Origin of the sequence: Pseudomonas sp. W5-36 (genome assembly GCF_046540455.1) — a bacterium.
Taxonomy (GTDB): Bacteria; Pseudomonadota; Gammaproteobacteria; order Pseudomonadales; family Pseudomonadaceae; genus Aquipseudomonas; species Aquipseudomonas graminis_B.
In genome coordinates this window covers 100632-114032 of sequence record NZ_JAXCIQ010000015.1, presented here as the reverse complement: position 1 = coordinate 114032, position 13401 = coordinate 100632, and the positions used below count along the sequence as shown (strand labels likewise).

The following is a 13401-nucleotide window of genomic DNA, read 5'->3' as shown; positions in this document are numbered from 1 at the left end:
ATGCGGCTCGGCCCACTCCACGAGACCTCCGTTCAGCCTGCACCCAAGTCGCGATTCGCGGTGTCTGGGCATTTTGTGTACGAAGATCAAAAGCACATCAAAAGCAGATCAAGGGCTTCCCGGCTGAAGCCGGTCCTACCGTTGGAGGCGATTCCACAGGTTGTATGCGGTGCCTTTAGTGGGACCGGCTTTAGCCGGGAATGGACGCAGAGCGTCCTGGGATGCATACCCACGCGGAGCGTGGGCACGCTCATTGCGCGAGAGTATGCGGTCCAAACGTAGGACCGGCTTCAGCCGGGAAGCTGTTGATCTTGATCTTCAACCGAGATAGTTCAGGCACCGCATAACGCGACTTTGGTGCAGGCTGAACGGAGGTCTCGTGGAGTGGGCCGAGCCGCATGGATGCGGCGAGAGCTGCCCCCCGCCATGGATGGCGGATGGCAGCGGGCCCACGGAGCGAGACCGGAGTGAAGGAACCCTGAGGAACGAAGGGCCCAACCGAGAGCAAGCACCCTTGGTTACTTGGGGTGCTTTTCCAAGTAACTCGCCGAAGGCGAAACCGAGGCCGTTAGGCCGACGCTTTAGATTTTGATCTTGATCTCAGCCTGTAAAAGCATCCCGCCAAGCGAGGAACCGCCGTTCCAGCATCGCCAACACCCCATCGGTCAGCTTGCCCAACACCGCCAACACAATGATCGCCGCCAGCACAATATCGGGCCGTGACGTCTCGCGCCCGTCACTCAGCAAATAACCCAACCCCTTCGTCGCGGCGATCAATTCCGCCGCCACCAGAAACATCCACGCCAGACTTAACCCCGAACGCAAACCAGTAAACAAACCGGGCAGCGCGGCGGGCAAAAACACATGCACGATCATCTGCCGCCGACTGAAGCGATACATCCTCCCCACCTCCACCAGCTTGCGATCAATATTGCGAATGGCCGCAACGCCGTTCAGGTACACCGGAAAAAACGCCCCAATGGCAATCAACACAATCTTGGAGGTCTCACCAATCCCCAGCCACAACAGCAACAGTGGCACCCAAGCCAGGCTCGGGATGGAGCGCAGGCCGGCGAACGTCGGCTCCAGATACGCTTCCGCCTCGCGGCTGAGCCCGACCCACGCCGCAAACACCAGCCCCAGCCCCGCGCCGATCGCGAACCCCGACAGCACCCGCGTCAGGCTGGCGCCGATGTGTTTCCACAGCGCGCCGTCCGCCAGATCAGTCAGGGTCGTTGCAATCTCGCTGGGGGCGGGCATCTGGTAGGACTGCACCCAGCCCACCCGTACGGCGACTTCCAGCAAGAGCAAAATAGCCACCGGCACGGCAAGACCCTTCAAGCGGGTCCGCCAGTTCCCACGGGCTTGCCGCACAACCGGTGGCGCGTCAGATGCCTCGTCCTTCAACGCCTGAGCCCTGGGGCTGACGCTGTTTCCGATACTGCTGCCACTGGCTTGGCTGCCCCGCGCATTGCTCATGGCTGGACGTCGATCGCGTTGCCGAAACTAGGGTCGATCAATTGGTCGATGATCTGGTCGACGTTCGTGCCTTTGCGCACCAACGCTTCGGACACCAGAATCGGCGCGGCGGCCTTCGACGCGGTGACGTCCTTGTCGGTCAGCAGGGGGCTGCCGAGGTCAGTGCGGGTCAATTGCAGTTTGGCGACATCCAGCGGCAGGCCTGACTCGGTGGCGAGCAATTGCGCCAGCTCGTCCGGATGTTTCAGCGACCACTCCCGGGCTTGTTCGTACGCGCCAAGGACGGTTTTGATCGCTTCCGGGTGCTCCTTCGCATAGCGCTCGGTCACGCTGACGACGCCAAAGCTGTTGAAGTCCTTGTTGCGGTACAGCAAGCGCGAGCCGGACTGAATTTCGCTTGCCGCCATGTGCGGATCGAGCCCCGCCCAGGCATCGACGTCGCCTTTCTCCAGCGCAATGCGGCCATCCGGGTGCTGCAGATGCAAGAGTTCGACGTCGTCCTTGGTCAGCTTCGCCTGCTGCAAGGCGCGCAGGGTGAACAGGTAAGGGTCGGTGCCTTTGGTGGCGGCAATTTTCTTGCCTTTCAGGTCTGCAATGCTCTGCAGCGTCGAGTCCTTGCGCACCACCAGGGCGGTCCATTCGGCGCGGCTGTAGACATAAACCGATTTGATCGGGCTGCCATTGGCCCGCGCCAGTACCGCTGAAAGACTGGCGGAGGAAGCGAAGTCGACGCCACCGCTGTTGAGGTATTCCAGCGAGCGGTTGCTGCCCTGGCTGAACACCCAGCTGACGTTGCTCTGTGGCAGCGCCTTTTCCAGCCAGCCAAAATGCTTGAGCACCAGACTGACCGGCGAGTAGTAGGCGTAATCGAGATGCACCTCGGCAGGTGGCGCCTCGGCAGCCTGGGCCACCGGCAGTAGCGTCAGGGCAAGAGCAACGGCGAGCAGTTTGAAGGAAGTGGGCAGACGGGAAAGTGGGGTCATGGGTAAGTGTCCAATCAAGGGGCGGAAGCTGCGCACGGCTGCTTATGGCGAAATCAGCAGTCGGAGCGAATCGGTCTGCTTGATTGGAATATTGCAGGCTTTGTGCCATTGGCCAGAGGCCGCCTTTATGCCGTATTTGCGGGGCAGAACAGAGGCAGCGGGGTTTCTGAAACAACAGTCTGTTGATTGACTGTTGCTGGGCGAACAAAGGTAATTGGCACCTCCGCGGAGGTCGCTGTACTGCTCAGCGCGGTGGTCCGCAGCGGCTACACACCGTTGACTCAAAACAACGCCATTTGACCGTTCGGCGATTAATTCGGGAAATCAGGTGGTTGCGTGCAACCTCTTGAGCATTTACTCATCTGATGGGCATTCGTTATACGGAAACATTCGCTCGCCATACTGCGCCGAGCCACACGCTGACAAGGACGTTGCATCGGGCGTCACGCCCATCACGAACCATCAGAATTCCATGCCGATATGAGCCTTTCAACGCCTCCTCTGTTGTCCCGCGCAATGCAGCGCATGACCTATTTTCTGTTGCCGACCCTGATGATCGCGTCCGCCATTTTCTGGTTCGCCGCCGGTAAAGGCGTGCACGCCGAGTCCAAGAACGGCACTCAGACGCTGGTGTTTCTACGCCACGCCGAGAAGCCCGAAACCGGCCTGGGTCAGCTCAATTGTCAGGGTCTTAATCGCGCTATCGACCTGTCCACAGTGCTGCCGAACACCTTCGGCAAGGCCGACTTCATCTTCGCGGCGAACCCCAGCCGCCATGTAGAAGAGGGCGAACATGATCATTCCTACAGTTACCTTCGCCCGCTCATGACCGTTGGTCCCAGCGCGATCAAGCTGGGCCTGCCGGTGAACATCGACTTCGCTGCCAACGACACCGGTGATCTGGCCGATGAGTTGATGCGCGACAAATACCACGACGCCACTATCTACACGGCTTGGTCCCACGGTTACCTGCCGGAGCTGATCAACAAAGTCGCCGAGGAGGCATCGGGCGAGAAACTCAAACTGGTCGACGACTGGGTGGCCGAGGACTTCGATTCCGTGCTGGTTCTGACGCTCAAGTGGAACGACGGCAAAGCCACGCTGCAGTACGAAAACTACAAGCAGAACCTCAACGGCGGCGCAGTGGGCTGCCCGAGCTGACGGGAATGCATGGGATCCCATCGTAGGACGCGATGCCATTGTGGGACCGGCTTCAGCCGGGAAGAGGCCAGTGTACTCACTCTCAATTCTGCGGTGTGACGCCTGACGCTTTCCCGGCTAAAGCCGGTCCTACAGTCGGGGCGCGATCCGGTCTTGGGGTCGACACCGCCTGATGTGTTCGAGCCCAAAAAATTTGTACGCCTTCATCGATTACGCTAGCGTCAGCCGACCTGACTGCCGGCGGTTCCCCATGCTTCGACCTCTCCAGCCCCACGCCTCGCGCCTGATCCCCTTCAACCCGCCGTTCGACTGGCAGCGCATGCTCGATTTCTTTGCGGCGCGGATGACGGCGGGCGTGGAGGCGGTGGTCGATGGGGTGTACATGCGCACTATCGACTTCAAGGGCAGCCAAGGTGCCTTGTCGGTCGCACTGGCGCCGGACGGGCAGCAATTGCTGGCGACCGTCCATGGCGAGGTCAGCCAGCACATTGATGAGCTGATCGTGCCGGTTTCGCACATGTTCGATCTGTACGCCGAACCGCCCATCATCGACAAGGCCCTCTCGCAAGACCCGTGGCTGGCCTCGCTGGTGCAGCGTCGCCCGGGGCTGCGCGTGCCGGGGGCGTTTTCCGGGTTCGAGCTGGCGGTGCGCACGATTGTCGGGCAGCAGGTCAGCGTCAAGGGTGCGACGACGATTGTCGGTCGCCTCGTGCAGCGCGCCGGGGTTCAGTTCCACGATGGGCTGCATGAACAATTGGCCTGGCGCTTCCCGACGCCTGAGGCCCTGGCGCAGGCCAACCTGGACAAGATCGGCATGCCCGGCAAGCGCGTCGAGACCCTGCAGCGTCTCGCGGCGGCGGTGGCCAGTGGCGAGCTGTGCCTTGACGTTCGTCATGGCGGCATTGGCGATTTACGGCGACAGTTGCTGGCCATGCCCGGCATCGGCCCCTGGACCGTGGAATACATCGCCATGCGCGCCTGGCGTGACCCGGACGCCTGGCCTGCCGCCGATCTGGTGCTGATGAATCTGATGACCCTGCAGGAGCCGACCCTGCTGCGCCTGCCGCAGCACAAGGCGCGGGCCGAAGCCTGGAAACCCTGGCGCGCCTACGCCGCGATTCACATCTGGAATTCCGCGGCGGACGCGGCGGGCAAGCAGAAGGGCGGCTGACCTGTGAGTTCGAGCGCAAGAAGCGGGTGGTTCGAACCGGGCGCGCGAGTAGTATGTCGGCATTCGACCCGGCGCCCGGACGGTCTGGGTCATGCCGCATGATCACGGATCATGTCGGGTCATTGCGGATGACCAAGGCGCACCACGATCCAGTGCGAAATCCGCAACACGCGCAATACCGCAAGCCAGGCCACAAGTCAGAGCAGGAGCCAGACGATGATTTTCACCTACCGCTTCATCGATTCCCCGGTCGGTCAGTTGAAGCTGATCGCCAAGGGCCCGCGTCTGGCCGCCGTGCTCTGGGAAAACGACCGCCCCAACCGCGTGCTGCTCGGGCCGATGAGCGAAGATGCCAACAGCGATATCCTTGACCGGACCGAGCGCCAGCTCGGCGAATACTTTGCCGGTCGCCGACAGCGCTTCGACCTTGAGCTCGAATTCCATGGCACCGCATTTCAGCAGAAAGTCTGGCAGGCCTTGTTGAATATTCCTTTCGGCGAAACCCGCAGTTATCTCGACATTGCCGTGCAGATCGGCAACCCCGCCGCCGTGCGCGCCGTCGGTGCCGCCAATGGCAAGAACCCGATTTCCATCATCGCCCCGTGCCACCGGGTGATCGGCAGTTCCGGCGCGCTCACCGGTTTTGCCGGTGGCCTCGACGCCAAGCACCTGCTGCTGACGCTTGAGGGGTATCAGCCCGCGTCGCGTGGCAAGGGCATTGCGGCGGCGGCTTCGACTCAGGCGTCACTGTTCTAGACTGGCCCCCCACATACACACACGCACCCCCTGTCAGTAAAAACCCGCACAGAAACCGAATCAATGGAGATGATCATGCCCGGTTCCGCTCAGACGTTTCGCTCACTGCACCACCAGTCCACCGTTTTGCGCCTGCCCAATGCCTGGGATGCCGGCAGCGCTCGGCTGTTCGAAAGCCTCGGCGCCACCGCCATCGCGACCACCAGCGCCGGGGTCGCCTGGGCCCAGGGCTATGCCGATGGCCGTGTGTTTCCGGTGGACATCGCGGTAACCGTCGCGGCCAGCATCGCGCGGCTGATCAACGTGCCGCTGTCGGTGGACATGGAAAACGGCTACTCGGACGACCCGCAAACCGTGGCGGAAAACGTCAAGCGGGTGCTGGACGTCGGCGCGATCGGCATCAATATCGAGGACGCTTCCGACCCGCCGGCGCTGCTGGCCCGCAAGATCGAGGCGATCAAAAGCATGGCGGCCCGCAACGGGCTGGACGTCTTTATCAACGCCCGCACCGACGTTTACCTGGCGAGTCTGGTCGCTGAAGAGTTGCGTCTGGAGGAAACACTGAAGCGCGGCCAGCTTTACAGGGAAGCAGGTGCAGACGGCCTGTTCGTGGCGGCATTGGTGGATGTCGAGCACATCAAGACCGTCGTTGCAGGCATCGACCTCCCCATCAATCTGTTGGCGCGACAGGGGCTGCCCGCCGCCGACGCGCTGGCGCAGCTGGGCGTGCGCCGTTTGAGCGCCGGGTCCACCATCACGCAGACCTTATGGGGACAGGCCGAGCAACTGGCGCGGGGCTTTCTGCAGGAGGGGCGATCGGAAGCGGTCACCGAAGGCAGCCTGACCTACCCGCAGATCCAGGCGTTGTTTGAGCGCTGAGTGCGGTGACAGGAGGCAATGAAGTAAGGGGTGGCGATTGTTGGGATTCGCCGCTCTGTTACAAAAATTGCCAAGGGATCGACAGGAGGCGCTGGTCAGGATTAGTCGAAAAGAGTACAAATGTGCTCCATGACGACCCTATCCCCCAAACGCGCTGCCATCCTCACGTTCATACGAGATCGCATCGCCCAGAATGGCCAGCCTCCCAGCCTGGCTGAAATTTCCGAAGCCTTCGGTTTTGCTTCCCGCAGTGTCGCGCGCAAGCACATCGTCGCCCTGACCGACGCCGGCTTGATCGAAGTCGTCGCCAATCAGGCCCGCGGCATCCGCCTGCTGGACACTGGGCCACGGCCGCAGATGCTCGACATTCCCGTACTCGGTCGGGTGGCCGCCGGCGCGCCCATCGGGCCCGACCTCGACAATCACGACACCTTCACGCTCGACAGCCGCACCTTCATGCGCGTCCCGGATTACCTGTTGCGGGTGAGCGGGGACTCAATGATCGACGACGGCATCTTCGACGGTGATCTGGTGGGCATCCTGCAAAGCGCCGAGGCCCGCGACGGTCAGATCATCGTCGCCCGGCTGGACGGCGAAGTGACCATCAAGCGCCTTGAGCGCGGCGATGATCAGCTTCGCTTGCTGCCGCGTAACCCTGCGTATCAACCGATTATCGTGCGGCCCGACCAGGACTTCGCCATCGAAGGCGTGTTCTGTGGCCTGGTGCGCCGGGAATGATGGGCGCGGTGGTCAGCCTCGACGCGCTGCTGGACGAGCGACGCGTCTGGAAGGGGCGTCAGCACGTTGCCTCGGTTGCCGCCCAGCCTACCGGCCATGCCGCCCTCGATGCGGCGTTGCCCATGGGAGGCTGGCCGCCTGCAGCAATGACTGAAGTGCTGGTGGCGGCCAACGGCAGCGGCGAGTTGCGTCTGATGTGGCCGACCCTGGCGCGACTGGCGGACAGCGGCGAGCGCATCGTGCTGGTTGCGCCTCCTTTTTTGCCCTATGCCCAGGCGTGGCAGATGGCGGGCATCGACCTGAAGCAGTTGTCGATCATCCACGCCAACGAGCGCGATGCCCTGTGGGCGGTGGAGCAATGCCTCCGTTCGGGCAGTTGCGGCGCGGTGCTGTGCTGGCCGACCAAGGTCGACGACCGTGCCTTGCGTCGTTTGCAGGTGGCCGCCGAAACCGGTGAAACCCTGGCCTTTGCCTGCCGTGGGCATGAGGCGGCAGCCAATCCGTCTCCGGCCGCGCTGCGCATTGCCATCGACGCGCGCCCCAGTCAGTTGCGGGTGCTCAAGTGTCGCGGCGGGCTGGCGCCTTCTTCCCCCGTTCCGTTCATCGCTGACGCTTGAGGTTGCCATGCTCTGGGCTTGTGTCCTCCTGCCGCAGCTGGCGCTGGACGGCGTCATGCGCCGTCGCGAAAACCCTGAAGAACCGCTGGCTCTGATCAGCGGCACGGCCCAGCGCCGGGTGCTGCAGACGGTCAACCCGGCCGCCCGCGCGATGGGCTTGCGTGCCGGCCAGTCTCTGACCGCAGCCCACGCCATGACCCGGGAATTCGCCACCGTCGAATACGACCCGGACGAAACCGAGCGCTGGCACCGTTTGCTGGCGGCCTGGGCCTACCGTTTCAGTTCCCATGTCAGCCTCAAGTACCCGCGCGTGCTGTTGATGGAGGTGGAATCCAGCTTCGGCCTGTTCGGTCCGTGGCCGGTGTTCGAGGCGCGACTGCGTCAGGAGCTGACCGAGCTGGGCTTCACCCATCGCATCGTCGCGGCGCCCAATCCGCTGGCGGCCCGCATGCTCGCCAACGCCCATGACGGTCTGGCCGTGACCGATGCCGACACGCTGCAGGAGGTGCTGGCACAGATGCCGGTCAACCGCATCGGCCTGCCGACCGAGGTGGCCAGCGCACTGGCGCGCATGGGTTTGCATCGCGTGCGACAGGTTCATGGCTTGCCCCGTGACACCCTGGCCCGGCGTTTTCCGGCGGCCGTGCTGCAACACCTCGATACGCTGTTCGGGCGCAGGCCCATGGGGCTGGAGTGTTATGTGCCGCCTGACCGTTTCGATACCCGCATCGAGCTCAACTTCGACGTCGAATCCCATCAGGCGCTGCTGTTCCCGCTCAAGCGCATGATTGCCGATCTGGCGGTTTTTCTGGCCGGACGCGACAGCGGCGTGCAACGTTTTGTGATTCATCTGGAACACGTGCCAAGCGTGGGTAGCGTTGCGCCGGACACGCAAATTCCCGTCGGCCTGCTCAGCGCCGAGCGCGAAGCCAACATGCTGTTCGAGCTGGCACGGGGTCGTCTGGAACAAATTGAAGTGCCGTCTCCGGTCCGCGCGTTGCGATTGCAGGCCAAGGACCTGCCGGCGTTCGTGCCGACCCACCGCGAGCTGTTCGACGACCGTCCGCAGCAGACCATGCCGTGGGAGCAGCTTCGCGAGCGCCTGCGCGCACGGCTTGGGGACGAAGCGGTCGCCGGTCTGGGCTTTCAAGCCGACCATCGCCCCGAGTGTGCTTCGTTGCCCGCGTGCCCGGGCAAACCGCCGGCGCTGCTCCACAAAGTACCGCGCCCCGGCTGGCTATTGCCGGAGCCCGAGTTACTGACCGAGCCCGGCCTGCGTGTGCTGGCGGGGCCGGAGCGCATCGAGTCGGGCTGGTGGGACGGCGGCGATGTACACCGCGACTATTACCTCGTCGAAACCCGCAACGGCCAGCGCGGCTGGGCGTACCGCAGCGTCGGCGACAGCAGTCTGTTGCTGCACGGCTGGTTCGCATGAGCGGGGGATACGCCGAGCTGCATTGCCTGTCGAATTTCAGCTTTCAGCGCGGGGCGTCGAGTGCTAAGGAGCTGTTCGAGCGGGCAAAGCTGCATGGGTATCAAGCGCTGGCGATCACCGATGAATGCACCCTGGCGGGCATCGTGCGTGGGTGGCAGGCCGCAAAGGAATGTGAGCTGCCACTGATCATAGGCAGCGAAATCACCATCGAGAACGGGCCGAAAATCGTCTTGCTGGTGGAGAATCTCGCCGGCTACCAGGCCTTGTGTCGCTTGATCACCCAAGGGCGGCGCCGCAGCAAGAAAGGCGAATACCGGCTGCTGCACGAGGACTTTCAGCAGCCGGTCCCAGGGCTTTTGGCGCTGTGGCTGCCGGATCTTGATCAGGACATCCCGACCCGACGGGAGCAAGGCGAATGGCTGCGGGGGATCTTTCAGCAGAATCTGTGGCTGAGCGTCGAACTGCATTGCGGTCCGGATGACCGAAAGCGCCTCAACACCTTGCTCGGTATGGCGCGTGCCATGGCGATTCCTGCCGTCGCCAGTGGAGACGTGCACATGCACGCCCGCGGTCGTCGGGCGTTGCAGGACACCATGAGCGCCGTCCGCCACCACACCACCGTGGCCGAGGCAGGGCATCGACTGTTTGCCAATGGCGAGCGGCATCTGCGGCCGTTGTCGTCACTGAGCGAGGTTTACCCGGCGAGCCTGCTGATTGAATCCGTGAACATCGCCCGGCGCTGCACCTTCGACCTCAGTGAATTGCGCTACGAATACCCCCATGAGCTGGTGCCGCCTGACCAGTCCCCCAGCAGCTGGCTGCGGCACCTGACCGAGCAGGGCGCCAGTCGGCGCTGGCCTCAGGGCGTGCCGGAGGTCGCCCGCAGCAACATCGAAAAAGAGCTGAAGGTCATCGCGGCCAAGCGGTACGAGAGTTACTTCCTCACGGTGCACGACATCGTCAGCTTCGCCCGCGGTCAGCACATCCTCTGCCAGGGCCGTGGCTCGGCGGCTAACTCCACGGTGTGTTTCGCCCTGGGCATCACCGAGCTGGACCCGTCAAAGAGCAACCTGCTGTTCGAGCGTTTCATCTCCGAAGAACGCGACGAGCCCCCGGACATCGACGTGGATTTCGAGCACGAACGGCGCGAGGAAGTGCTGCAATACGTCTTCCGTCGATACGGCCGGGGCAGGGCGGCGCTCACCGCCGTTGCCAGTACCTACCACGGTGCGGGGGCCGTCCGGGATGTGGCCCGCGTCCTTGGTTTGCCGCCCGACCAGATCAACGCGTTGGCCGATTGTTTCAGCCGCTGGAGCGACAACATGCCGCCCGCCGAACGGCTCCGGGAATGCGGTTTCGAGCCTGACAGCCCGATTCTGCGCCGGGTGCTGACGTTGACCGGCGAACTGATCGGCTTCCCCCGGCATCTGTCCCAGCACCCCGGCGGTTTTGTGATTTCCGAGCATCCGCTGGAAACCCTGGTGCCCGTGGAAAACGCCGCCATGGCGGACCGCACCATCATTCAGTGGGACAAGGATGACCTCGATCTGGTGGGCCTGCTCAAGGTCGATATTCTGGCGTTGGGCATGCTCAGCGCGCTGCGCCGGAGCTTCGACCTGGTCAGGGGTTACCGCGGTTACGACCTGACCCTCGCGACCATCCCCGCCGAGGACAAACCGACCTACGACATGATCACCCGCGCGGACACCATCGGCGTGTTCCAGATCGAGTCCCGGGCGCAGATGTCCATGCTCCCGCGCCTGAAGCCCAACACTTTCTATGACCTGGTGATTGAGGTGGCCATCGTCCGGCCCGGGCCCATTCAGGGCGGCATGGTGCATCCGTACTTGCGCCGCAAGAACGGCGAAGAGGCCGTGACGTACCCGTCCGAAGAACTGAAAGCGGTGTTCGAGCGCACGTTGGGCGTGCCGCTGTTTCAGGAGCAGGTCATGCAACTGGCGATCGTCGCCGCGGATTACTCGCCCGGCGAAGCAGACCAGTTGCGCCGTTCCATGGCGGCCTGGAAACGCCACGGCGGTCTTGAGCCCCATCGCATTCGCCTCAGCGAGCGCATGAAGGAAAAGGGCTACCCGGACGAGTTCATCCAGCGGATTTTTGAGCAGATCAAGGGCTTCGGCAGTTACGGCTTTCCGGAATCCCACGCCGCCAGTTTCGCCCTGTTGACCTACGCCAGTTGCTGGCTGAAATGCCACGAGCCGGCGGCGTTCACTTGCGCGCTGATCAACAGCTGGCCCATGGGCTTTTACAGCCCGGATCAACTGCTCCAGGACGCCCGGCGCCACCAGATCGACGTGCACCCGGTGGACGTGCGATACAGCGACTGGGACTGTTCACTCGAACCGGTGGCCGGGCGGGAATACAACCAGAACCTGGCGATCCGCATGGGTCTGCGCATGATTCGCGGCTTTCGCGAGGAGGACGCCAGGCGCATCGAACAGGCGCGCGGCATACGTGCTTTCAAGGACGTGGCCGACCTGTGCATCCGCGCCGAACTGGACAATCGGGGCCGTGCTGCGCTGGCCGATTCCGGTGCGCTGCGGGGGCTGGTGGGGCATCGGCACCGGGCGCGCTGGGAGATCGCCGGCGTCGAGATGCAGCGTCCGTTGTTCGGCGACGACTGTTTTGGCGAAGAGGCCCAGGTCGCGCTGCCGCTGCCCAGTGTCGCCCAGGACCTTGCTGCCGATTACGACACCCTCGGCACCACACTCGGCCCGCACCCGCTGGCCCTGCTGCGCCATAAGCTGGCGGCGAAGCGTTTTAGCAGTTCAAAGGATTTGCTGGATGAAGAACACGGCCGCAGCTTCAGCGTCGCCGGGCTTGTCGTCGGTCGACAACGGCCCGGCACCGCCAGCGGCGTGACCTTCGTGACCCTGGAAGACGAACACGGCATGATCAACGTGGTGGTCTGGCGTGATCTGGCCGAGCGTCAACGCAAGGTGCTGGTGGGGTCACAATTGATGCAGGTGTTCGGCAAGTTCGAATTCCAGAAGGGCGTACGCCACGTCATCGCCCAGCGATTGTTCGACCTCACGCCGATGCTCACCGGGCTCGACGTGCGCAGTCGCGATTTCAAGTGATCCGCCGGGCGTTCATCATGCCCGCACCCAAGTACGGGCGATGGGCACCGCAGGATTCACATGTCCACTTTCACCGCTCGCCCGGTCTTGATCGACTCGATGGCGCAGTTGGCCAGATGCAGCGCTCTCAAGCCATCCCGGGCGTTGGTCGGCAGGGTCTGGTTGCCGCGCACCGCGTCAATGAACTGGTTCAGCTCGATGCGGTAGGAAGCGGCGTAGCGCTCGAGGAAGAAGTTCTCCAGCGGCTCGCGCACTTCGGTCTGCGTGGCGCTGTAGCTGCGCACGGTGCTCGGGCGATGGTTGTCGTTGAGGATCATGCCTTTTGAGCCGAACACTTCCAGGCGCTGGTCATAGCCGTACACGGCTTCGCGGCAGCAGTTGATGTGGCACTGTTTACCCGAGGCGGTGCGCAGCAGCACCATCACGCTGTCGTAGTCGTCGATCTGCGCCAGTGCGGGCTCCACGAGGCGGCTGGCGATGGCGATGACTTCGATGGGTTCTTCGCCGAGCAACGTCCGTGCGGTGTCGAAATCATGGATGGTCATGTCGCGGAAGATGCCGCCGGAGTGGGTCAGGTATTCCACCGGCGCCAGCCCTGGATCGCGGCTGGTGATCACCACCTGGCGGACCTCACCGACGTCCCCACGGGCAATGGCTTTGCGCATCTGCAGGGTGTCCGGGTCAAAACGGCGGTTGAACCCAAGCATCACCTTGCCGTTCAGGCGCTCGATCTCTTCCACCGCGCGGGCGGCTTTGGCGAAATCCAGATCAATGGGTTTCTCGCACAGCACCGGTTTGCCCAGTTTCACCGCCCGCAGCATCAGGTCGATGTGGGTGTCGGTCGGCGTGCCGATGACAATCGCGTCCACATCGTCCCGGGCAATGGCCTCGGCGCAATCGTAGGCCGCGGCGCAACCCAGCTTGCCGGCCAGGGCGTCGACGCCTTCGCGCCATGGGTCAGCGATCAGCACCAGTTTCACGTCGGGATTGGCGGCCACGTTGGCCGCGTGGATGTTGGCGATACGGCCTGCGCCGAGGACAGCAATGCGTAGCATGGGTGGATCTCCGGGATTGTTGTTATGGG

At 63.4% G+C, this 13401-nt stretch carries 11 protein-coding genes; 8 read left to right on the top strand and 3 right to left on the bottom strand.

Going from position 1 to position 13401, the window contains the following annotated elements; genetic code table 11:
- Positions 1-600: 600 nt before the first annotated feature.
- Both SLW74_RS21275 and SLW74_RS21270 read right to left on the bottom strand, forming a co-directional pair.
- The gene (locus SLW74_RS21275) at positions 601-1479 is read right to left on the bottom strand and encodes an ABC transporter permease (protein ID WP_083233152.1); all 879 of its coding nucleotides are present in this window, start codon (positions 1477-1479) and stop codon (positions 601-603) included.
- Positions 1476-2462, bottom strand: a complete 987-nt coding sequence (locus SLW74_RS21270; protein ID WP_410930000.1) for an aliphatic sulfonate ABC transporter substrate-binding protein — start codon at positions 2460-2462, stop codon at positions 1476-1478. The genes SLW74_RS21275 and SLW74_RS21270 overlap by 4 nt, the downstream gene beginning before the upstream one ends.
- A gap of 516 nt (positions 2463-2978) precedes the next feature.
- Between SLW74_RS21270 and SLW74_RS21265 the strand changes: the two genes are divergently transcribed.
- The 8 genes from SLW74_RS21265 (at position 2979) to SLW74_RS21230 (ending at position 12317) form a co-directional block, all read left to right on the top strand.
- Positions 2979-3623, top strand: a complete 645-nt coding sequence (locus SLW74_RS21265; RefSeq protein WP_410930016.1) for a hypothetical protein — start codon at positions 2979-2981, stop codon at positions 3621-3623.
- Between the two features lie 250 nt (positions 3624-3873).
- A complete protein-coding gene (locus SLW74_RS21260; RefSeq protein ID WP_296307150.1) occupies positions 3874-4794 on the top strand; it encodes a DNA-3-methyladenine glycosylase family protein in 921 nt (306 codons plus the stop codon).
- Positions 4795-5010: 216 nt separating this feature from the next.
- On the top strand, positions 5011-5550 hold the full coding sequence (locus SLW74_RS21255) for a methylated-DNA--[protein]-cysteine S-methyltransferase (RefSeq protein ID WP_410929999.1): 540 nt from the start codon (positions 5011-5013) through the stop codon (positions 5548-5550).
- A 75-nt stretch (positions 5551-5625) separates the two neighbouring features.
- Positions 5626-6429: an isocitrate lyase/phosphoenolpyruvate mutase family protein gene (locus tag SLW74_RS21250; RefSeq protein ID WP_410929998.1), complete on the top strand. Its 804-nt coding sequence runs from the start codon at positions 5626-5628 to the stop codon at positions 6427-6429.
- A 120-nt stretch (positions 6430-6549) separates the two neighbouring features.
- Positions 6550-7167, top strand: coding sequence for a transcriptional repressor LexA (gene lexA, locus SLW74_RS21245; protein WP_192136031.1), 618 nt, complete (start codon positions 6550-6552; stop codon positions 7165-7167).
- Positions 7167-7784, top strand: coding sequence for a translesion DNA synthesis-associated protein ImuA (gene imuA, locus SLW74_RS21240; RefSeq protein ID WP_192136057.1), 618 nt, complete (start codon positions 7167-7169; stop codon positions 7782-7784). The genes lexA and imuA overlap by 1 nt, the downstream gene beginning before the upstream one ends.
- A gap of 7 nt (positions 7785-7791) precedes the next feature.
- Positions 7792-9219 (top strand): Y-family DNA polymerase, encoded by a 1428-nt coding sequence (locus tag SLW74_RS21235; protein WP_410929997.1) that lies wholly within the window; start codon positions 7792-7794, stop codon positions 9217-9219.
- Positions 9216-12317 carry an error-prone DNA polymerase gene (locus tag SLW74_RS21230; protein ID WP_410929996.1) on the top strand — a complete coding sequence of 1034 codons (3102 nt, stop codon included), beginning with the start codon at positions 9216-9218 and terminating at the stop codon, positions 12315-12317. The genes SLW74_RS21235 and SLW74_RS21230 overlap by 4 nt, the downstream gene beginning before the upstream one ends.
- Before the next feature lie 56 nt (positions 12318-12373).
- Here the strand turns inward: SLW74_RS21230 and iolG are convergent, their stop codons facing one another.
- Positions 12374-13372 (bottom strand): inositol 2-dehydrogenase, encoded by a 999-nt coding sequence (iolG, locus tag SLW74_RS21225; RefSeq protein WP_065990369.1) that lies wholly within the window; start codon positions 13370-13372, stop codon positions 12374-12376.
- Between the last annotated feature and the right edge of the window lie 29 nt (positions 13373-13401).

Excerpts from the sequence above, each read along its gene's own strand:
- imuA (WP_192136057.1), top strand. The coding sequence starts at position 7,167 with ATGGGCGCGGTGGTCAGCCTCGACGCGCTGCTGGACGAGCGACGCGTC.
- SLW74_RS21270 (WP_410930000.1), bottom strand. The coding sequence starts at position 2,462 with ATGACCCCACTTTCCCGTCTGCCCACTTCCTTCAAACTGCTCGCCGTT.
- SLW74_RS21265 (WP_410930016.1), top strand. The coding sequence starts at position 2,979 with ATGCAGCGCATGACCTATTTTCTGTTGCCGACCCTGATGATCGCGTCC.
- iolG (WP_065990369.1), bottom strand. The coding sequence starts at position 13,372 with ATGCTACGCATTGCTGTCCTCGGCGCAGGCCGTATCGCCAACATCCAC.
- SLW74_RS21235 (WP_410929997.1), top strand. The coding sequence starts at position 7,792 with ATGCTCTGGGCTTGTGTCCTCCTGCCGCAGCTGGCGCTGGACGGCGTC.
- SLW74_RS21260 (WP_296307150.1), top strand. The coding sequence starts at position 3,874 with ATGCTTCGACCTCTCCAGCCCCACGCCTCGCGCCTGATCCCCTTCAAC.
- SLW74_RS21250 (WP_410929998.1), top strand. The coding sequence starts at position 5,626 with ATGCCCGGTTCCGCTCAGACGTTTCGCTCACTGCACCACCAGTCCACC.
- SLW74_RS21275 (WP_083233152.1), bottom strand. The coding sequence starts at position 1,479 with ATGAGCAATGCGCGGGGCAGCCAAGCCAGTGGCAGCAGTATCGGAAAC.
- SLW74_RS21230 (WP_410929996.1), top strand. The coding sequence starts at position 9,216 with ATGAGCGGGGGATACGCCGAGCTGCATTGCCTGTCGAATTTCAGCTTT.
- SLW74_RS21255 (WP_410929999.1), top strand. The coding sequence starts at position 5,011 with ATGATTTTCACCTACCGCTTCATCGATTCCCCGGTCGGTCAGTTGAAG.
- lexA (WP_192136031.1), top strand. The coding sequence starts at position 6,550 with ATGTGCTCCATGACGACCCTATCCCCCAAACGCGCTGCCATCCTCACG.